19 protein-coding genes are annotated in these 20,114 nt (G+C 41.6%); 13 read left to right on the top strand and 6 right to left on the bottom strand.

Translation table 11 applies throughout. From position 1 onward, the window contains the following. Positions 1 to 18: 18 nt before the first annotated feature. On the top strand, positions 19 to 924 hold the full coding sequence (locus AOC03_RS04840) for a hypothetical protein (RefSeq protein WP_227514289.1): 906 nt from the start codon (positions 19 to 21) through the stop codon (positions 922 to 924). 103 nt (positions 925 to 1,027) lie between these two features. Here AOC03_RS04840 and hemJ read toward each other — a convergent pair whose 3' ends face one another. The 5 genes from hemJ to serB form a co-directional block, all read right to left on the bottom strand. Next, positions 1,028 to 1,462, bottom strand: coding sequence for a protoporphyrinogen oxidase HemJ (gene hemJ / locus AOC03_RS04835; RefSeq protein WP_062533849.1), 435 nt, complete (start codon positions 1,460 to 1,462; stop codon positions 1,028 to 1,030). A 142-nt stretch (positions 1,463 to 1,604) separates the two neighbouring features. After that, positions 1,605 to 2,585, bottom strand: a complete 981-nt coding sequence (gene bioB / locus AOC03_RS04830) for a biotin synthase BioB (protein ID WP_237182081.1) — start codon at positions 2,583 to 2,585, stop codon at positions 1,605 to 1,607. A 397-nt stretch (positions 2,586 to 2,982) separates the two neighbouring features. Further along, complete coding sequence (locus AOC03_RS04825; protein ID WP_062533847.1) at positions 2,983 to 3,489, bottom strand: hypothetical protein; 507 nt, start codon at positions 3,487 to 3,489, stop codon at positions 2,983 to 2,985. Positions 3,490 to 3,714: 225 nt separating this feature from the next. Then, a complete protein-coding gene (locus AOC03_RS04820) occupies positions 3,715 to 4,716 on the bottom strand; it encodes a DUF368 domain-containing protein (protein ID WP_062533846.1) in 1,002 nt (333 codons plus the stop codon). 211 nt (positions 4,717 to 4,927) lie between these two features. Further along, on the bottom strand, positions 4,928 to 6,151 hold the full coding sequence (serB, locus tag AOC03_RS04815) for a phosphoserine phosphatase SerB (RefSeq protein WP_062533845.1): 1,224 nt from the start codon (positions 6,149 to 6,151) through the stop codon (positions 4,928 to 4,930). Between the two features lie 345 nt (positions 6,152 to 6,496). Here serB and AOC03_RS04810 point away from each other — a divergent pair, with 345 nt between their 5' ends. The 11 genes from AOC03_RS04810 (at position 6,497) to AOC03_RS04760 (ending at position 17,563) form a co-directional block, all read left to right on the top strand. Next, positions 6,497 to 7,867, top strand: coding sequence for a hypothetical protein (locus tag AOC03_RS04810; RefSeq protein ID WP_062533844.1), 1,371 nt, complete (start codon positions 6,497 to 6,499; stop codon positions 7,865 to 7,867). A 150-nt stretch (positions 7,868 to 8,017) separates the two neighbouring features. Further along, positions 8,018 to 8,254 (top strand): hypothetical protein, encoded by a 237-nt coding sequence (locus AOC03_RS04805; RefSeq protein ID WP_062533843.1) that lies wholly within the window; start codon positions 8,018 to 8,020, stop codon positions 8,252 to 8,254. A 186-nt stretch (positions 8,255 to 8,440) separates the two neighbouring features. Next, positions 8,441 to 8,995: a YecA family protein gene (locus tag AOC03_RS04800; RefSeq protein ID WP_062533842.1), complete on the top strand. Its 555-nt coding sequence runs from the start codon at positions 8,441 to 8,443 to the stop codon at positions 8,993 to 8,995. Positions 8,996 to 9,086: 91 nt separating this feature from the next. After that, positions 9,087 to 9,497, top strand: coding sequence for a YbjQ family protein (locus AOC03_RS04795; RefSeq protein ID WP_420480453.1), 411 nt, complete (start codon positions 9,087 to 9,089; stop codon positions 9,495 to 9,497). 33 nt (positions 9,498 to 9,530) lie between these two features. Continuing rightward, on the top strand, positions 9,531 to 10,019 hold the full coding sequence (locus AOC03_RS04790) for a YbjQ family protein (RefSeq protein ID WP_062533840.1): 489 nt from the start codon (positions 9,531 to 9,533) through the stop codon (positions 10,017 to 10,019). A 292-nt stretch (positions 10,020 to 10,311) separates the two neighbouring features. Then, on the top strand, positions 10,312 to 13,266 hold the full coding sequence (locus tag AOC03_RS04785) for a valine--tRNA ligase (protein WP_062533839.1): 2,955 nt from the start codon (positions 10,312 to 10,314) through the stop codon (positions 13,264 to 13,266). A gap of 170 nt (positions 13,267 to 13,436) precedes the next feature. Next, positions 13,437 to 15,044, top strand: a complete 1,608-nt coding sequence (locus tag AOC03_RS04780) for a hypothetical protein (RefSeq protein WP_062533838.1) — start codon at positions 13,437 to 13,439, stop codon at positions 15,042 to 15,044. A 37-nt stretch (positions 15,045 to 15,081) separates the two neighbouring features. Beyond that, complete coding sequence (locus AOC03_RS04775) at positions 15,082 to 15,486, top strand: hypothetical protein (RefSeq protein WP_062533837.1); 405 nt, start codon at positions 15,082 to 15,084, stop codon at positions 15,484 to 15,486. Between the two features lie 390 nt (positions 15,487 to 15,876). After that, positions 15,877 to 16,266 (top strand): hypothetical protein, encoded by a 390-nt coding sequence (locus AOC03_RS04770; RefSeq protein WP_157049289.1) that lies wholly within the window; start codon positions 15,877 to 15,879, stop codon positions 16,264 to 16,266. A 355-nt stretch (positions 16,267 to 16,621) separates the two neighbouring features. Further along, positions 16,622 to 17,044: a YbaN family protein gene (locus AOC03_RS04765; RefSeq protein WP_062533835.1), complete on the top strand. Its 423-nt coding sequence runs from the start codon at positions 16,622 to 16,624 to the stop codon at positions 17,042 to 17,044. Between the two features lie 309 nt (positions 17,045 to 17,353). Then, entirely contained in the window at positions 17,354 to 17,563 is a 210-nt protein-coding gene (locus tag AOC03_RS04760) for a cold-shock protein (RefSeq protein WP_062533834.1), read from the top strand. 252 nt (positions 17,564 to 17,815) lie between these two features. On the opposite strand, the gene AOC03_RS04755 is transcribed toward AOC03_RS04760, so the two are convergent. Continuing rightward, positions 17,816 to 18,898 (bottom strand): YeiH family protein, encoded by a 1,083-nt coding sequence (locus AOC03_RS04755; RefSeq protein WP_062533833.1) that lies wholly within the window; start codon positions 18,896 to 18,898, stop codon positions 17,816 to 17,818. A 234-nt stretch (positions 18,899 to 19,132) separates the two neighbouring features. Here AOC03_RS04755 and AOC03_RS04750 point away from each other — a divergent pair, with 234 nt between their 5' ends. Then, positions 19,133 to 20,068, top strand: coding sequence for a LysR substrate-binding domain-containing protein (locus AOC03_RS04750; protein ID WP_062533832.1), 936 nt, complete (start codon positions 19,133 to 19,135; stop codon positions 20,066 to 20,068). The last annotated feature ends 46 nt before the right edge of the window (positions 20,069 to 20,114 follow it).

The raw sequence follows: 20,114 nt of genomic DNA, 5'->3' as shown, positions 1-20,114 counted from the left end.
TCCTAAAAGGAGCGTGTCATGTCTTGTTTGTCGGTTACCGCCTCACATAAACTGGCGTTTGTTCATCATTTATGCTCAGCCCCATCTCGTTATTTGCAAGCACAACCTAGCTTAAAAAAAATACCAACCACGGCGCTGTTCGTAGTATTGGCAACGACCAGTGTTCAGGTATATGCTGACAGTATGAGCACGCTTATCACACAAAAATCTGCCCAACCCGAGCTTGCCGTACCTGCTGCTCGCGTCAGCACCCGCTCAACCATTCAGCGTGTACGCATGAATGCGCCAACGACTACGGCTACTAATAATATCAATGCTGCGTCTAGTAATAAGGCAACGGTCTATAAACCACAAGCTTATAAACAACAGGCGTATAAGCAACAAGTTATACCTACACCCGTTATCAATACCGCCGCTCGTTATCCGGAAGTAAAACGCCAAGCGCCAAGCGTATTGCCGGCATTTTTGTCAGGTGGTTCTATAACTGGCAGTTATGATAATGTTGATAGCGCCCATTTGCCATTATTAAGCCGCGCTGAAAAGCAGAGCAGTAGGGCGGCGCGTGAGGTCATCAGTATGGCGCGCACCATGTCGCTTAATGAGCGCACCGTTATTAAAGGCGGCTGCTGGGATTATCTCAATGCGGTCTTTAATCGCGCTGGCGTGAACCGTAGTACCGTACATAAAGGCGCTTATGCCGAAGGTCCTTATGTCAATAGTGGCGAGATTCAGGTTGGTGATTGGCTGTATTATATCAATCATGGCTATAACGATATTGAGCACAGTGGCTTATTTGTCGGTTGGGTAGATCAATCGGCGAAGCAAGCGCTCATATTAAGCTACGCTGGTGAGAGTCGAAAAGAACCGGCACGCTATCGAGTGTATGATTTGAGCCATGTTTACCAAATTATACGTCCCACTTAATTAATAGCTATCCTGAATAAAGCGCATAAAAAATCCTGCATCGCCATAAGTGGTCATGCAGGATTTTTGCTTTTAAAGTGTTTAACCAAATTTAAAATAGAGCTTAAAAAGGTTTCACTACGACTAAAATGACGATAGCGACCAACGCAAAAACTGGCACTTCATTAAACCATCGCCAAAACACATGTGATTTATATTGCGGATTACCCACCAGCTTTTTACGATAAAAACCGCACGCGCCATGATATCCCGACAATAGCACCACTAAGACAAGCTTTAGGTGTAGCCAACCTTGGGTTTTATACGTATCCCAACCCAAAAATACCATCCATAATCCAAACGCCCAAGTGGCTATCATAGATGGCGTCATAATACCGCGATACAGTTTACGCTCCATGATAATAAAGCGCTCGTGACTGATTTTATCATCACTCATGGCATGATACACATATAAGCGCGGCAAGTAGAAAATCGCCGCAAACCAAGTGACCACTGAGATAATATGTGCCGCTTTAATCCAGTTAAAATAATCTACCATGTGAATCTCTTGTGCTCGCGATAATCTGTATGGGATGAAAATTAAGGTAAGGAAACGCAGCAAGTTTAGCAATCATTATTGTTTGAACTTAGAAACTATTGTTCGAAATCAAAACATTGCTAAGCTTAAACGTGATTTATCATTAATCTGCCAATACCATTTGTGATTCATGACCACTAACGGCATCAAGAACGGGTAATAATTTTGGTGCTCTTGGCGCGGCAAATTGCTTGGTCAGCCCAAGTTCGCGCATCAATCTATCATCGCCTGATTGGCTAGCGTTACCTGTCGTTAGCAGCTTATCACCGTAAAAGAACGAATTAGCACCTGCCATAAAGGCGAGCGATTGCTCAGCATCGGATAAACTTTCGCGTCCAGCGGACAGACGCACATAGCTGCTTGGACAACAAATACGCGTGACTGCAATGGTACGAATCCATTCAAGAACGGACAAGCCGCCTTCTGCCAATACTTTATCACCAATAGGCGTACCGGCAATAGGCACGAGCAGATTCACAGGAATCGACTCAGGTGCTTTTGGCATTTTGAGCAGCTCATGTACCCAGTCGATACGGTCGTCACGACTTTCACCCATACCAACGATATTACCACTACACACATTAATGCCAGAATTACGCACATTATCAAGCGTATTTAGTCGGTCATCGTAGCTGCGCGTGCTGACCACTTGCTCATAGTAGCGTCTTGAAGTGTCCAAATTATGATTGTAATAATCCAATCCCGCATCCGCCAATTGCGTGGCTTGATCCGCATCGAGCATACCCAAGGTCATGCAGGTTTCTAAGCCTAAATCTTTGACTTCTTTAATCAGCTCAACCACATACGGCATATCTTTAGCGCTTGGATGCTTCCACGCTGCGCCCATACAAAAGCGTGATGAACCAGTGGCTTTAGCGCGTTTTGCGGCAGCAATGACCTTATCAACGTCGATACGTTTTTCAGCTTCTAATTTGGTTTTATCACGGTGATGACCGGACTGTGAGCAATAACCACAATCTTCAGGGCAATTTCCCGTTTTAATCGATAATAAGGTACTGATTTGTACCTCATTGGCGTTGAAATGCTGACGATGAATGGTTTGCGCTTGGAGTAATAAATCCATCAATGGCAACTCAAACAATTCGGCAATTTGTTCACGGCTGCGTTGAATAGGCGTAGTAGTTTCTGTTACGGCAGGAGCGTTTGCAAAAAAATCAGCTGCGGGCGTGGTGGTGGCATTGGTATCATTAGCGGTAGGTTCTGTGATTGAAAGCAATCCTGCCATGAGTAAAATCCTTTTATAATAAGTATGAGGAAAAATGGGAATATTAAATCAATGATAAAGGGGTGAAACGAAATCAGCGCCCGCTTAAACCACCAAACATGACATAAATTGGCAATATAAAGCGCATAAAAAAAGCTGCGATAACCGTAGTATACCGCAACCTTAATATAAAAAGCAGAGCTGCATTACAGGTTGCTAATGGACATTAAGCTAATGAGCATTAATAATAAAAAATCTATTTACCCAATTTATATTTAGCAACACCAATCCAATGTTCCGCACATTGCTGGGCTTTATACGCATAAGGCTTTACACGTTCGATATGCGGTTTTAGCTCTTCAGGTATGGCGGGCACGATATGTTTTGCCAATTTATTGAACCACATCAGTAGGGTGTATTCGCCCTCGATACTCAATTCTTTGTCTTGAACTGCGGTCATAAATGCCGACAGATCGCCTTTGGTGAGTAGCTTAACGCCAGTCATAGAATCTTTAAAGGTAATGGTCAGTGTGGGTTCATCGGCATGTCCACGGTGTTGGCTGAACTGACCGTTGTCAAAGCTAAAATAACGCGCCACATCAGATTCGTTACTGGCAAATTCAATCACTGCTTTTTTGTCTGTGAGTAATTTTTTGAACGCTTCATTGTCGCTACTGGCAAGCATCGATAAACGGTAGCCAATGGCAGCAAGCAAGACGTCTAATGGATCAGATTTAACATCTAGAACAGGAATAGTAAACATAGCCAAACTCCTAAAAAATAAGGGATAAAATCAGATGTACTTTATAACAATTATTACTGAAACTATGTAGTCATATCATTAAATTATAAACTATTTTTTACTATAGATTCATTAGAAATGACGTAGATACCATTAAGCATCGTGTAACAATAAGAATAAGTCTATGATAAAAAAATGTACCATTTATCTTATTATAGATAATGGCTGACTAAAAATTCTTACAGATTATTCGCTACTGCTTTGATGACCCCACCACGACAGCGCGGATACTAAAATTGCGCCTAATACCATTAAGCCCAACGTCATGCCCCAATGTGAGCCCGTAGGGTAGTGCCACGGTGCGACATTATGAATGGCGTCGCTGGTAAGCGTACCTAAGACATCGGTTTTCCACGGCCATACTTTGACCAAAGAGCCGGCAATAAAGCCTGTTAATAGTGCCAAGGTGGCGTGGTAATAGCGTGACAACAGCCACTTCAGTATACGAGTAAACAGTAGTAGTCCTGTGACCATACCTGCCATTAAGGTAAAAATAATCGTGAAATTAAAAGTATGAACAGCTTCTAACACCGTGTCATAAGCGCCCAATAATAGTAAGATAAATGACCCCGAAATACCGGGCAATATCATCGCACAAATGGCAATAGCCCCTGCAAAAAATAAATACAGCAAGCTTGGCGTGGTGCTAAACATCGGCAGACTACTAATAATAATGGCGGCAACCATACCAACGATAAATAAACCCACCCTTGCCAGCGTCCAACGCTTAATCTCCGTTAATAAAAGAACCACCGTCGTCGCCACTAATCCAAAGAAAAATGACCAAATCAATAATGGTTCATTATCCAACAGATATTTTATTGACCCTGCTAAAGTCACTAAACTGGTCGCGATACCGGCGACCAAACACAATAAAAAGGTGGCATCGACCTGTCGCCAAACAGCCAATAAGCCTTTAAAGCCACCGTCTTTACGAAAAGTATGCCACAGGCTAGGACCAATACTACTCAGCGCATTAATCAAGCGCTCATAGATACCTGCAATCAGGGCAATCGTGCCACCTGAGACACCGGGTACAATGTCGGCTGCGCCCATGGTCATACCTTTAATATAAATCCCTAGCAACTCTTTGGGGCTATCATGGTGCACGTGAACTTTATGTGCAGGAGTAGGCTCTACCTGCGGATTCGGCGACGGCGAATCTGGGCGTGGTGATGATGCCGTCATGGACATTCCTTTTTAAAAATAAGCAAAAATAATAAGGGAAAGAGGATAAAAATGAATAAGCTGAATCAGCGATAAAGTCGCTCACTCAGCTTATTGCTATGCAAAGTTATGCTATACGAAGTACTGCTATGCAAAATGGCGATATCTGAGATATTTTAAACAAGTAAGAGTAATTAAATAAGATTAATAAAATAAGCGTTATTAAACCGCTTTATTTTGTAGGAATAAGTGCAGGATAGCCAAGCGCATACAGTACACCTTCGAGACCCGTGACGTTGACCGCTGCATCCGCACGTGCTTGTACGATAGGCTTGGCATTATACGCCACGCCTAAATCCGCAAGTGCCATCATCGGTAAGTCATTAGCACCATCGCCCACGCAAACCACTTCGGACATATCAAAACCCAACCGTTCGGCAGTATGCGTGGCGATAGCCGCCTTTTTATTGCCATTAAGAATCGGCAACTGTACATGACCGGTGACTTCACCATCTTCAATATCCAAATGATTGGCATGCACTTCATCGATCCCTAATTGCTCCGCGATATAACGTGCAAAATAGGTAAAGCCACCCGACACTAAAACGGTATGATAGCCTAAAGCTTTAAAGGCGCTGATAGTGGTACGCGCACCTGTAGATAGCGTTAAGCGCACGCAAATCTCATCAAGCACCGTCGTCGGCACCCCTTTTAACAGCGCCACACGTTGAGCAAAAGAATCATCAAAATCAATTTCGCCGCGCATCGCCGCTTCGGTAATGCTTTCGACTTGCTCACCAACGCCGACGACTTTTGCCAGCTCAACGATGACTTCTTGTTCAATCAAAGTAGAATCCATATCAAAACAAATCAGCTTATGGGTACGTAGCATATGCCCGACAGATAAAATATGGCAATCGACTAGACTTAAGCTATCTAATGCGACATTTTGAGCATCAGGATGATTGTTATTATAATCTTCTGCTAAATCACGACGCAAACTACTGGTAAGTTGCTCGTCAATAATGTGCGCGGCAGCCGTCTTTTTAGCAGGATGCATCAGCGTTGCGGTGACGGGTACGAGCAAATAACGGAACACTTGTGCAGGAACAAACGGCTGTGTAGGCGCAGTATCAGAGATAGTGCCCAAACCAGAGATACGGTCTACTGCGGCAGTATCAATAGTAATGTCAACAAAGTTTGCCTCTTTATCTTCGGCTACTGTCACCAAATGCCAATTGGGCTGCTTATCGACCCACGATTGCACATACTGATGAATATCAAGCGCCGAGACATGCGCAGGCAAAACCACGATGAGTGCAAAAATGGGTAGGGACTGCAATGCGTCAAAATCTCGTACATTAATATCCTCAGGTAACAAAGAAGCGACAGAATCGACGGCTTGTTGCCAAGCTTTGCTGTCTTTTGGTAACGAGTAAGGCGTATTTTTTGGCATGGCTCAATTGTCCCTTGTGTGCTCAAATAAGATTAGGAATAATAACAGTTTTACCGTGCCTCGCCTATAGATGACCCATGAAGTATTTTTTAGTCTCCTTCAACGGCTAATATCAGCATTAATTAAGACATTAATGCTGATTAAGGTAAAAAATAGATGATAAAAGCGTTATCATGACGGAATCTATAACGGCATCTCTAACCGGCATTATGATGCTATAGTAGGCAAAATCAGTAGAACCCGCTAAAGAGATTTAGCTGAAGCTTATTGGTAGTATATTTTTCCAGAAAATGAGCGAGCGTCTCGTTTTTTAACTTTCCTTATTCAAAAAAAGTTTACGATATCATGACGTATTTAGCGCCGCGGCAAGGGCTGTTTGCCATTATCATTTTGGTCAGTTTTTGTTTGCAAACTCTGCTGCTGGTGATTAGCACCGACCAACAATTGACCAAAAGTCGTGAGCAAAAAGGCGAACAAATGATTGCCCAGCTCATCGACGAGGCGCGTTTGTCTTTAGAAAATAAAGATCGGGTGAGCCTCAGTGTGATTGCCAATCGTTATACCAGCGAGCAGGATATCGCCCGTTTGGTCATTAAGGACAGTAAAGGCGATATTTTAGTACCAGTAGGCAATGCGCCTATGCAACAAGGCATTACCATCAGTCAGATTGCCACCGAAGGCGATGCCGTAATTGGCAGCGTGGCATTGACGCTAAAAGACATTAGCAAAGGTGAAATTATTGCCATGCAGTGGCCATTTGTCATTGGTTCGCTGATTTTGCATCTATTGCTTTGGGTGGCTTATGGTTATATTGCCCGCCCAACCAAAGAGCAAATCAATGCTCTCAGTCGTGATATTGATAATCTGCACCGTAAGCAATCGGCGCGTGGCAGCGATAATGACAATATCAGCAATGGACGCCTGAGTACGACCAAGCCTAACACTGGGATTGATACCGCAGCCGTTCATGGTGGCGTCAATGCTTACCTCAAGTCACAGCAAAATACTGATAATAATGATAATGATAATAATGCCGACGCTCAAGCAGACGATGCTCATGGTCAAGTAGACAGTGGCAATAAATTTATCGCTAACACCGCTAAATTATCTGCTAACCGTGCTTTTGATAGCGTTAGCGTGCAGATTATGTTTCATGATGAATATCGGATGCTTGAGCGTCTGACGCCTGAAATGCGTCTGCCTTATTTGGCGCTGTGTACCCAACTACTGCATCAAGCGCTTATTGAATTGCTTAAGCAGCCGTTATTGGCGGGCGTGAGTATCGTCAATCAGCCACATTTTGATGATAATGGCGCTGTTGTCGTCCTTAAAGCCGAGAATAATCAGGCTAAAGTGGCGCTTGCCGGCGTCATGCTTGGCAAACTGTACTTAATGCTGAATAAAATTATTCATACGAAGCACATTGAGCTATCACGCTTTGCGCTACCGGCTAAAGCTGGGGTCAGTGATGAAGCCCAAGCCCCTGCCATGAAACAGTTGCTCAAAAGTATCGGTAGAAAGGAGCAAATGCTGATCTTATTACCAAATGCTGGACTTAAACAAATTGGTAACCACGTTCAAGTACATAATCTCAAGCGCCCAACGACGGTGTATGAGCGTGAATGTGCCGTTTTCGATGGTGGCAACGCAGCCATTATGGAACGCCTCACTGATGTCCGTAATGCGGTCTTGATAAGCGGTAATGAAGCGGAATAAATAACGCTTGTGGTTGCCCGCAAAGTCTCTTTAAATTTAAAATCAAATTTAACATAGATATAAAAATGATTGACAACGTTGAACAGAGACTTTATAAGGCATGTATGTATCTAATTATTTTAATTTTTTGTTCAGGTTTAGGAGTTTGTCATGAGTGATACTGATATCGATGATGATTTTGACGGTGAGTTTTCTGATGACGATGATGCCAAGATGGTTGAAGAGGCAGAAACCAGCGTACGCACACGATTAAGCAGTTTAGAGAAACGCCGATTGATTGATAATCTGCTAGAAGAAAAACGGTTGGCTAAAGAATTAAAAGACCAGCTAGACGATATCGATGATTTTGATGAAGACGGCGATGATGATTGGGATGATGATATGTAGTCGTCATTATCAGGGCTGCCGTACAAGATAGTCTTCTCATTATCTAAGTGCTAAGCTGAGTTAATTTTTTAAATCGTAAATCCTGCATTAAAATTAATAAATTTTTAAAGCTTTATTTTTACTCATTATTTTTTTACTCGCCATATTTAGTAACTAATAATCTATCGAACCAAGGATAAGTAACCCATGAGCAACCCAATAAGCTTAGATGAATTAGCCTATTTTTTGGACAATTCTGAAGAAGAATATGTACTAGATTATATTGCTGCCCATGGTTTTTTGACCGCTACCGTTATTGGACCTGCACTGCCTAATTGGATAGATGCGATGTTTGAAGGTCATGTTAAAGACGTGCCAGAAAACGTGATCGACTGTATCCATCGCTGGCGCAATGATATTATGAATGACCTTAAAAATGAGATGCCAATTACCCTGCCGTTTAATGAAGGGGCGGGCGATGAAGACGAGGCAGTCGATTTTTCAGATGAGTCAGATATTGTGGCATGGTCGATTGGCTTTGTTGATGCTATGTATGGTGATGAAGCGAGCGAGTGGTTTGAAGACGAAACCGAAGAAGACGTTGCCGTATTGACCTTACCCATGATCGTGCTCAGCGGCATTGATAATGAAGATCCTGAAATTGCGCAGATGCATGAGGATCAAGATAAATTGGCACAAATGGCGAACAGTATCGAAGGCAACTTAACTGAGCTGTTCTTATTGTTTCATACTAACGATTAATCCATATCAATGATTACTCTATACGTATGATCCATAAATTACGCCTGCTATCAGCAATTTTAGACGTCATTAATAAGGTAATACCATGACCGTGCAACTATCTAACCTTGAGCACTTGCCTAATTATCAAATCACGGAGCGTTTAGACGTGGTTTACGGTAGTACGGTGCGCTCAAAGCATGTTGGTAAGGACTTATTTGCGGGTATCAAAAACCTTGTTGGTGGCGAGCTGACTGCTTATACCGAGTTGTTAGAAGAATCACGGCAAGAAGCAGTGGCGCGTATGGTGGTAAAGGCGGAAGCATTGGGCGCAGATGCGGTGGTCGGGATGCGCTTTTCGACTTCTAGCATTGCCCAAGGTGCCGCTGAGTTATTTGTATATGGCACAGCGGTCAAGGCGGTACGTTTGCCAAATCTATCAGCGCAAAATCAAGCACCGCACGTGGCTTCTGACCAGCCGTTACAAGACCAGCAAACGCAAAGATTTAATCCTTTTGGCTAAGCTTTTAGATTCTTTTATGATAAGAAGTATGCCATGAACAACTCTGTCACTCAGATACTTATTAACTATGCACCGTTGGTGATATTATTTGTGGTCGGTTGGTTTTTTGGGTCGCGTCATGAGCGTCAGCATTTAGCTCAGCTGCTTATAGATGAAAAAGCTTTAAGACATATTATCGTCTCAACTGAGCGTTTTTATCAGCCAACCCTTACGGAGAATAGTCAAGGTGAGCTGGTAATTGGTAGTGTCGTCATTGCCCAAGATTATTTTAAAATGGTGATTGCTAAAGTGTTGAGTTTTTTTGGTAAGAATCTTACTACTTATGAGACATTATTAGAGCGTGCCCGCCGTGAAGCCGTCGTACGTATGCGTGCCCAAGCCCATGCCAAAGGCTGCAATCATATTTATGGCCTGCGTTTTGAAGTCAGTAATATTAACCAATTAGGCAGTATGGTCGAAGCCATTGCTTACGGCACAGCGGTCATTATCCCTAAAGTTATCCCTCACAAACCCCTCAGCTAAAACCCTCTCATTAAGTAATTTCTAACTCATCACCTTCTAAATAACCCCTTCTAACTAAATTCTTTCTAACTAAATCCTTTCTATAAGCACCTTTTATAAAATTGACAGTTTTGCTTTGCTGTATCCAGCGCTTGCTCAATATTCTTTGCTCAACATCCTCACAACATAGCTAAATTGCCTTAGCATCTAACAAAATCCTGCTATCTGCGTTAAAATCATCCTACTAATTATTTTATCTATTTTTAACGTATTTATTTGACCACATTCATTATTAATAAAAGACCATTCTATTATGAGCAATCCCAATAACAATGAAAGCAGCAAAACCAATCTAACCACTTCTATCCAAGCGGCACTTAGCCAACTTGAAAACGCCTACAACCCTGCGGAAGTCGAAGCAGGTATGTATCAAGGTTGGGAGGAAAGTGGTTATTTTCAGCCAACTTTTGATAAAGAAGAATCGTTTTCTATTGCCTTGCCACCACCGAACGTCACTGGTTCGCTACATATGGGGCATGGCTTTAATAATGCTATTATGGATGCTCTAACCCGTTATCACCGTATGGATGGTGACAATACGCTGTGGCAACCGGGTACCGATCATGCGGGTATTGCCACGCAAATGGTGGTTGAGCGTCGTCTGGAAGCTGAAGGTATCAAGCGCCGTGATATGAGCCGCGAAGATTTTATTGATAAAGTCTGGGAATGGAAAGAAGAGTCGGGCGGTAATATTACCCGTCAGATTCGTCGTTTGGGCAGCTCGGTCGATTGGTCGCGTGAGCGCTTTACCATGGATGATGGCTTGTCTAATGCGGTGAAAGAAGTGTTTGTGCGCCTGTTTGATGATGGTTTAATTTATCGCGGTAAGCGTTTGGTGAATTGGGATCCTAAGTTCCAAACTGCATTATCAGATTTAGAAGTAGAAAACCATGATGAAAAAGGAAGCTTGTGGCATTTCCGCTATCATTTCACTGATAATGATATCACTACTAAAGATGGCAAAAACTATTTAGTCGTCGCAACCACGCGTCCTGAAACCTTGCTTGGTGATACTGCCGTTGCGGTCAATCCAAAAGACGAGCGTTATGCGCATTTGGTCGGTAAAACCATTACCTTACCGATTACCGGTCGTATCGTACCTATCCTTGCTGATGACTATGTTGATATCGATTTTGGTACGGGCTGTGTAAAAATCACCCCAGCGCATGACTTTAATGACTATGAGCTTGGTCGTCGTCATGAATTACCGCTGATTAATATCTTAGATGCTCATGCGCATATTTTGCCTGCGATGGAAGTTTATCCTGACTTGCAAACCCGTGAGCCAAATCTTGAGACCACGCCAAGTGAGTACGCAGGACTTGAGCGTTTCGCGGCGCGTAAATTCCTCGTTGAGCAAGCTGGCGAGCAAGGTTGGTTAGAAGAAGTCGAAGATTATGCGCTAAAAGCGCCTCGTGCTGAGCGTGGCGGTGCAATCGTTGAGCCGTGGTTAACCGATCAGTGGTATGTAGCGGTTAAAGAGCTTGCTCAGCCTGCGATTGCCGCCGTAGAAGACGGTCAAATTGAATTCGTCCCAGCGCAATATAAAAATATGTATATGGCATGGATGAATGGCATTCAAGACTGGTGCATCAGCCGTCAGCTGTGGTGGGGACATCGTATTCCTGCTTGGTATGACGAGGAAGGTAACATCTATGTCGCCCGTGATGAAGCGGAAGTGCGCAGCAAATATAATCTCGCTGCTGACGTGAAACTGCGCCAAGATGATGACGTCCTTGATACGTGGTTTAGCTCTGGTCTATGGACATTTAGTACCCTTGATTGGGCGGATGTGAATGCCGATCCACGTGTGATGGAAACGTTCCATCCAACCAGTGTATTGGTTACTGGCTTTGACATTATTTTCTTTTGGGTCGCGCGCATGATTATGATGACCATGCACTTTGTCAAAAATGAAGATGGCACGCCGCAAGTACCATTTAAGACCGTTTATGTACACGGTCTGGTGCGTGATGGCAATGGTCAAAAAATGTCTAAGTCAAAGGGCAATGTTCTTGATCCTATCGATATCATCGACGGTATCGAGTTAGAAGCGTTGGTAGAAAAACGCACCAGTAACATGATGAACCCGAAAGACGCGGCAAAAATTGAAAAGCAAACGCGTAAAGAATTTCCAGAAGGTATTCCGGCATTTGGTACGGATGCGCTGCGCTTTACCTTTACATCCTTAGCAAGTACCGGTCGCGATATCAACTTTGATCTAAAACGTGTCGAAGGCTACCGTAACTTCTGTAATAAAATCTGGAACGCCAGTCGCTTTGTGCTCATGAACTGTGTTGATAAAGAAGGCAATGCCCAAGCTATTGACCAAACTGCCAATGCTGAGGTGTGGGAATTACCAGAAAAATGGATTATGAGTCGTTTGAACTCAACGATTGCCAATATCCATCAGCATTTTGCCCAGTATCGCCTTGATATGGTCAGTCATGATATTTATGAATTTATCTGGAATGAATACTGTGATTGGTATGTTGAGCTTGCCAAGGCGAGCCTGAATGATGACTCGGTATCAAGCGAGCGTAAAGCGCAAATCCGCTACGTGCTGCTGCATGTGCTTGAGACCGCGCTACGCTTTAGCCATCCGATCATGCCATATCTGACTGAGCAGATTTGGCAGACCATCGCACCGCTATTGGGTCGTAAAGACACCGATAGCATCGTGATTGCCGCCTATCCACAGACCGATACTGCGCAAATCAGTGAGCAAACCGAAGCCGATATGGCATGGCTACAAGAGCTGATCGCCAGCGTACGTAATATCCGTGGTGAGATGAAATTGGGCAACGCCGTACGTCTGCCAGTATTGCTACAAAATATCTCAGCAGCGGAAGACACGCGTCTATCGCGTATCGCCAATCAGTTTAAGGCGCTAGCTAAAGTAGAGAGCTTAACCATCCTAAAAGAAGGCGATGACGTGCCATTATCATCATCAAGTATGGTCGGTCAGCTGCGCGTCCTTGTACCGATGAAAGGGCTGATTGACCCAACGGCTGAGCTGGCTCGTTTGGGTAAGTCATATGATAAGTTGAAAGGTCAAGCCGAAGGTATCGCCCGTAAGCTGGGTAATGAAGGCTTTGTCAGTAAAGCGCCTGTGGAAGTAGTCGAAAGCGAGAAAGCAAAATTGGCTGAGCTAGAAGGGCAGTTGACGGCGATGACAGCGCAGATGGAAGAGTTAAAGGCGTTGTAACTCACACTTAGATAACTGTAATAGCAAAGAGCGCTGTCACAATTGTGATAGCGCTTTTTTATCTCTGAACCATTGCTTGATTTTTCTGATTTTATGATATAACTGATGGCTAGCGAAATTAGAATGGTTTACTAACCTATTAGCAGTAAATAACGAGAGATTTTTGAGACATGACATGTACTTTCCAAGGTTGTACAAACAATAAGTTTGCACCTCATGAAGAATGTGCTCTTCATTGTGTAAAAAGCAATTATCAAGATGATAAGTTGAAAGGTGTTTTATCTGAGTTTTATGACTTATTAAAGATTTATATAGCAGACTTTCTTGCTACAACATCAGCTTCAACCTCTAGTACTATTCATAGCTTATTTAGTTCTTCACCTAGCTCATACAAGAGAGACTTGGGTATAGACTTTCCTCAGATGATTCGAGACAGTGATTTAAATGATGAAGAAACTAGAAACTTGATTCGTAGAACAAATACCTATGATTTAATCATTTTATCTAATATTCATTTTCCTGATAGAAAGAGTAGAGACAGTTTCGATTATTTTAAATTATTAAAATTATTCAGCGGAATTCACTTAATTGATTGCCATTTATATATAGGTGATTGGCAAGTTGAAGATGTAAGTTTTTTCTTTGAAGAATGCGTATTTTATAACTGGTTTGATATAACTCCCATTACAATGTTGAGTAATGATACGAATTGCTTATTTTCTGAATGTGAGTTTAAGACTAAAGTGAGAGTATCGCGCATAGAAACAAATAATATCTTCGAGGATAGTTTATTCTCAGGTTGTAGTTTCAAAAATTTACTCAGATTAGAAAACTCAGTTTTTAAGAAAGAACCTTTTCTAGAATTAAATGAGCAGTCATTTGTTAACACAACACTGGAAATCTTTAATTGTACATTTGAAGGGGTTGTTAAACTTAATAAAATTGCTGTAAGATCTCTTCAGATTAATGACACAAATTTCCTTTCTAGCTTCGAAATAACAAACATGAAGGTTGAAAGTTTTCTATGTATTAATACAGAAATGCAAGGTGTCTTTAATGCTTTTGAAAGTCATTTTAGTTATGCAAAATTTGAAAGAGTAAAGTTTTATGATGTTGCGGATTTTGAAAATGCTGAATTTGGCGAAGCGGATAAAATTGTTATAGCATCTTATCCTGTGACAGCGATATTTAGATTTGTGACATTTATGACCGCCTCAAACTTCAAGAAAGTAAATTTTTACTATGGTTTAGATTTCGAGAATGTGGACTTAAGAGAACAACCCAATTTCTTAAAGTCAAATATTAATCCTTACAATACTAATCGAGAAACATTTAGAATCATAAAGTATTCATTCGATTCTAGAGGGAATACTCTTGAAGCAAATAGGTTTTTTGTTCAAGAGATGAAAGCTTTTAAGAGCGAGCTGAAGGCATACGGCAGTAAGCGAGATGTAGTAGTATATTATATGAATGATTTAATGTCAGAATTTGGCGGAAACTATGTAAGACCAATTGTCTGGCTAATCATTAGCCTGATTTTATATACGATGTTACTATCTTTTCATGACTGTTATTTCGATAATTATAATTACTTTCTTCATCCTTATTTTAATACTCTTTCAGTTTACGCTAATAGTGCTGCGAGAAATTTTTTGCCTTTTAGTAGATTTCTGGAATCTAAGAGTGGGTTTGAGTTTATAAGCTTACTTTTTTATATTTGGTTTGCAATATTAATCTGGCAAATAGTTGTAGCCGTTAAGAGACATACTCAACGTTAGATGTAGGTATTAACTACTCCAAACAAGGACGTTCACCATGAAAACATCAACCGCCAAAGCCCTGACTTTAAGTGCATTGTTGTTAAGCCTGAGCGCTTGCGTTCTCGTCTCACCACCGACCAATGAAGACACCATGACAGATGCCGATCTCATTCGAGCTGCTGAGCAAAAAGAATCAGCACCAACCGAAGGCGCGCAGCAATGGGTGATTGGTTATCATCATGGTATCGCAGTGGTCAAATCATTCCAGTGCTCAGACCTTTGCCCGCAAAATACTTTGCGCGTGATTTATTATGACGTACCGACTAATGCGACTTGTGAGAGTATTGGCGGTGTGAGCAAATCTATATTAGTGCCAATCGCCATTACCGTGATGCCAAAAGAATACTGCTTTCCAAAGGCAATCGCAGATTACTGGGAAAGCTATCCTGCCAAATCATAGTGAATAACGACCTACATTTACCACACGGCTAAACAAACTAAGTGCCATTATCAAAACGGACAGCAATCATAGATATGAACATCGCTACAATAAAGCCGCTTATTAGCGCACTTTTTTACAAACAAAAGTCATAGGACTGCTAAGATAAACATCTAAGCATTCATTGTTATAGGTTTAAACACTATATAAATAGAAAAATAAACAGAAAATATGATATCGAATCTTGTAGTACACAAGATATTTTTAAATCAAGATTCTCTAGGTTTAGGAATAAAGACTATGATAAAAATAAATATGTTTGTCATCTTTTGGATCGCCCTATCATTTTTTACCTTTCTTGTGACCATGAGTAATATAAAAAGTCATAGGTTAAGCCGTGCTAGCGCTTCTATGTCAAGAGCGCCAAACACGCTAAGTAACGATAAGCTCGATATTGAGTCTAGTTTTTATAAAGCCGATGCAACGTGGCACGATATTATATTTTTCCATGCGTCTGCGTCAGGTGTGGCTATCGTACTCTTGGTTTTAATTATCAAAGGTGAGGCGTTATTTCCTGGAACGGTTGTCTTTTTTGGCGCGCTGTCTTCCATCGCTATATTTACCATTAGCATGGTACTGCTGTTATTAGCCTTTTACTTCTATACCATCTCCATTTTGAAACTTGGCAACACCTTAGCCAGCATTCAGATTAATGGTAAAGAGATCAAAACCATGTACGCGATTATGAGCGTCTTTGGCTATTTCTTGGTATTTGCGATACTGGCATTGATATTGGTTTAAAGCTTATTTGTCGAGAATACTTTATCCAGTAAGTAAAAACCGCTTACAATTTAGATTGTAAGCGGTTTTTTTATTTCACTTCACTTAAAGCTAAGATTGTAGTTAACCAAAAATACAGCAGATGACACATTTTATTCGTTTCAGAGTTGATAATAATTACCACTCTAAAGAGAATAACCCTATAAAACCTGAATGTATCTATTTACTCAGTTTACTCAATCACTAACCAAACATACCCAGCGGTAGCAAAACCCTGCAAAATCAGTCTTGAATGGTGTTGTTAACTTCTTTATCTTTAATAACTTATATAGGTAGTCTGTACTGCCTAAACCTATTATTTGTTGATAACCTAGTCATGACTCCATCAAAAAAAACTTTTTATCATCGACCTAAGATCAATCAATCCAAAAATCCTACCGTACGTTGGCTGTTTCTCGTATTAGGCTGGCTATTCTTTGCATTAGGAATCATTGGTATCTTGCTGCCCGTGATGCCGACCGCACCTTTTATATTATTAGCGGCAGGATGTTGGGCGCGTAGCTCACGACGGTTTCACTTTTGGCTGATTAATCATAAATATTTTGGGAAGTTCGTTCGTGATTGGGAAGATCGTCATGCTGTGCCGCTATATGCCAAGTGGCTAGCCAGTATTATGCTGACGATATCGACGCTCATGTTATTTTATCGTCTGCCAGCGGATATGCTATGGCTAGCATGGATTGTTGCCGTAGTGGGTAGCGGGGTGATTGTTTATCTGTTTCGCTTACCGAACGCGTAACCACTGCTACCACCCAAATTTATTGTTTATGCTATAAACAGCCGTTAAGACGATAAATAACTACCAAAACGATTAAAAAATGCTCACTTAACGCTATATTTGTAACTAGTTACACGAAATATCAGATAAGACTTGCGATAGTGAGTGACCCCCCTTATACTGTATCCAAGCTTAAGAGCAGTTCTGCACCAAATCATTACCTCGTAGTATTAGTTATAATCCTTCGTTTTAATATTTATCGTTCAGTAGCTATTTGCAAGCGTTACCGGTCACTAGACCATTAATAAATTAGAAAATTAGGATTATGATATGTCAGATACTATGAAAGGTACAGTTAAGTGGTTTAACGAAGCTAAAGGCTTTGGTTTTATCGCTCCAGAAAGCGGCGCAGACGTTTTTGCTCATTACAGCGAAATCACTGGTTCAGGCTTCAAAACTTTAGCTGAAGGCCAAGAAGTTGAGTTCACTGTAACTCAAGGTCAAAAAGGTCCACAAGCTCATAACATCGTTGCTATCTAATTTGTCTTTATAGACAATTAGAGCAAGATGAATAAAAAGCGAACCTTCGGGTTCGTTTTTTTATGTCTGTTATTTAAGATTTCATTATTTAAGCTTTGAAAGTGAGAAACATAACTCATTTGAAAAGTTTAAGCTTTGAATATTCTGAATGACTTATAAATATATATAACTAATCATGACCCAATGCAAAACGCCTACAAGCAGTTGTAGGCGTTTTTTAGTTTAATTAGTGACGATAAAAAGTCGAAGGGTCTATATCAAGCTAATACCAATATTAATCAGCCCGCCACCGACGATTAACCATGCAAACATGATTGCACCTAAGATTAACGGTTTTACACCCGCTTGTTTAATCGCGCCTAAATGGGTGGTCAGACCTAAGGCAAACATCGCCATCGTCAGTAATATATCATCTACCATTACCATGGCTTGCTCAAAACCTGCGCTCATATTAAGCCAAGTATGCAGTACGACGATAAGAATAAAAATAAAAGCGAACCATGGGACTTTAACTTGTTGAACACGGTTCATAAAGGACGGTTTTTCGCCATTCTCGCTGCTGCCTTTGGTTAATGCAAAAGACAATACCAGTAAGAAGGGTGCAAGCATCATCACCCGAATCATTTTGGTGACGACCGCGGTATCACCAACTTCAGGACTCACGGTATTACCCGCAACCACAACTTGAGCCACTTCATGAATAGTAGAGCCAGTATAAACACCGTAATCTTGCGCGCTCAGCCACGGTTGTAACCAGCCAAGATGATATAAAAAGGGATAAAGTACCATAGCGATAGTACCGAATACGACCACTGTTGCTACAGCAATCGTGACTTTATGCGCTTCAGCTTTAACGATTGGCTCGGCAGCAATAACGGCTGCGGCACCGCAAATACTGGCACCTGAACCAATTAATATGGTCGTTTGCTTATCGACTTTCAGCCATTTTGTACCCAACCAATAAGTAATTAAAAAGGTTGAGGTTAAGACCAAGGCATCACTCATCACCGCAGGTAAGCCAACGCTCGCGACTTGCGTCAGGGTTAATTTAAAACCGTAGAACATAATCGCCAAACGCAGTATTTGACCTTTGGCAAAGCTAACCCCTTCATTTAAAGGCTCAGCAACTTTAGAATAAACGGTATTACCCAGTATCATACCGATTAAAATAGCTAACGTTAATGAGGACAAGCCCTTGATGTGCCCGTTTGACCATGTGTTCAAGCTGCTATTCAACCATAAGCAAAATAAACTACCGATCAGCACGACGATTAATCCGGCTAAATGACGACCGCGCGGAATATAACTGGCGACTGCTTGGGTAAAAGCTTTCATGACGGAATGTCCTATTAACACGTTTATGTAGTATGGATTGCTGATGCTAGATTTAAGCTAGAAAAAATAAGGGTGATGAGCTTTTACGCACAGCATTTCTCAATAATCCAAATAAGCATAAGCTTATGAATAGACATTATAAAGCAGGTTATTCTATAATAAAAACAGATTAATAATATATAACCTATCGATTTTTTAGGTTAAGGATTTGCTTTATAGGATGCAATAGTAATCATGAAAAAGGCAGTTCAGACATTACCGAAGATTACTTTTAGGCAACTGGCAGTATTTGTGAGCATTTACCAAACGGGCAGCACCAGTCGCGCCAGTGAAGAGTTACATTTATCCCAGTCAGCGGTGAGTAGTGCGTTAACAGAATTAGAAGCACGATTGCAGATGCCATTATTTGAGCGAGTCGGGCGTAGGCTCAACCAACATCCGAATGCGTATCCGGTTTATATCCAAGCGCAGGCAATCTTGGGGCAAGCTTTAACCCTTGAGCATTATCATAAACATCATGCAGAGCAAATTCATATTGGCGCGAGTACCACCATCGGCAATTATGTGTTGCCGCCATTACTTGCCAAACTATATGGCGCGCTTCCTGATGCCAACGTCGATATGTATATTGCCAATACGCAAGAGGTAGTGGCTGAGGTTGAGCAATTAAATATTGATATTGCTTTGGTAGAAGGTATGCCGCGCCCAACGGATACAAAAGTCATTGAGCAACGCGCATGGCGTACCGATACCTTGATGGTATTCGCAAAGCGTGATAGTAAGTGGTTAAATGGTTTGGCAGAATATGATGCCGATAAAGACTGCTATCGGCTGACTGTCGCGCAGTTGGCAACGTTGCCGCTATTGGTACGTGAGGCAGGTTCAGGGACACGGCAAATTATCGATGAGCAGCTATTGCAACAGATGCCTGATGCTGAAATCATTATGGCAATTCAACAATCGGAAGCGATTAAGCACATGGTGAGCGTTGATATTGGTTTGGGTTGTCTCTCGCAACATGTTATCCATGCCGAATTAACCACGGGACAGTTGGTTCAAGTCAAAGTAGACGGTATAGATTTGGCACGAACGTGGTGGTTAGTCTGGCATAAAGCGCGTCATCAAAGCCCAATTTGGCAGTCGTTTATTGATATTATTCAAGAAAATTAATGATTAAAAATTGCGTATAAAAAAGCGTATGATTAATTTGGATATC

The organism is Psychrobacter urativorans (genome assembly GCF_001298525.1).
Taxonomy (GTDB): domain Bacteria; phylum Pseudomonadota; class Gammaproteobacteria; order Pseudomonadales; family Moraxellaceae; genus Psychrobacter; species Psychrobacter urativorans_A.
The sequence above is the reverse complement of the archived record's forward strand: the minus strand, read 5'-3'. Positions and strand labels throughout refer to the sequence as shown.

Bases quoted from the DNA above. Each gene is read 5' to 3' on its own strand.
- AOC03_RS04840 (WP_227514289.1), top strand. From the start codon at position 19: ATGTCTTGTTTGTCGGTTACCGCCTCACATAAACTGGCGTTTGTTCAT.
- hemJ (WP_062533849.1), bottom strand. From the start codon at position 1,462: ATGGTAGATTATTTTAACTGGATTAAAGCGGCACATATTATCTCAGTG.
- bioB (WP_237182081.1), bottom strand. From the start codon at position 2,585: ATGGATTTATTACTCCAAGCGCAAACCATTCATCGTCAGCATTTCAAC.
- AOC03_RS04825 (WP_062533847.1), bottom strand. From the start codon at position 3,489: ATGTTTACTATTCCTGTTCTAGATGTTAAATCTGATCCATTAGACGTC.
- AOC03_RS04820 (WP_062533846.1), bottom strand. From the start codon at position 4,716: ATGACGGCATCATCACCACGCCCAGATTCGCCGTCGCCGAATCCGCAG.
- serB (WP_062533845.1), bottom strand. From the start codon at position 6,151: ATGCCAAAAAATACGCCTTACTCGTTACCAAAAGACAGCAAAGCTTGG.
- AOC03_RS04810 (WP_062533844.1), top strand. From the start codon at position 6,497: ATGACGTATTTAGCGCCGCGGCAAGGGCTGTTTGCCATTATCATTTTG.
- AOC03_RS04805 (WP_062533843.1), top strand. From the start codon at position 8,018: ATGAGTGATACTGATATCGATGATGATTTTGACGGTGAGTTTTCTGAT.
- AOC03_RS04800 (WP_062533842.1), top strand. From the start codon at position 8,441: ATGAGCAACCCAATAAGCTTAGATGAATTAGCCTATTTTTTGGACAAT.
- AOC03_RS04790 (WP_062533840.1), top strand. From the start codon at position 9,531: ATGAACAACTCTGTCACTCAGATACTTATTAACTATGCACCGTTGGTG.
- AOC03_RS04785 (WP_062533839.1), top strand. From the start codon at position 10,312: ATGAGCAATCCCAATAACAATGAAAGCAGCAAAACCAATCTAACCACT.
- AOC03_RS04780 (WP_062533838.1), top strand. From the start codon at position 13,437: ATGACATGTACTTTCCAAGGTTGTACAAACAATAAGTTTGCACCTCAT.
- AOC03_RS04775 (WP_062533837.1), top strand. From the start codon at position 15,082: ATGAAAACATCAACCGCCAAAGCCCTGACTTTAAGTGCATTGTTGTTA.
- AOC03_RS04770 (WP_157049289.1), top strand. From the start codon at position 15,877: ATGTCAAGAGCGCCAAACACGCTAAGTAACGATAAGCTCGATATTGAG.
- AOC03_RS04765 (WP_062533835.1), top strand. From the start codon at position 16,622: ATGACTCCATCAAAAAAAACTTTTTATCATCGACCTAAGATCAATCAA.
- AOC03_RS04760 (WP_062533834.1), top strand. From the start codon at position 17,354: ATGTCAGATACTATGAAAGGTACAGTTAAGTGGTTTAACGAAGCTAAA.
- AOC03_RS04755 (WP_062533833.1), bottom strand. From the start codon at position 18,898: ATGAAAGCTTTTACCCAAGCAGTCGCCAGTTATATTCCGCGCGGTCGT.
- AOC03_RS04750 (WP_062533832.1), top strand. From the start codon at position 19,133: ATGAAAAAGGCAGTTCAGACATTACCGAAGATTACTTTTAGGCAACTG.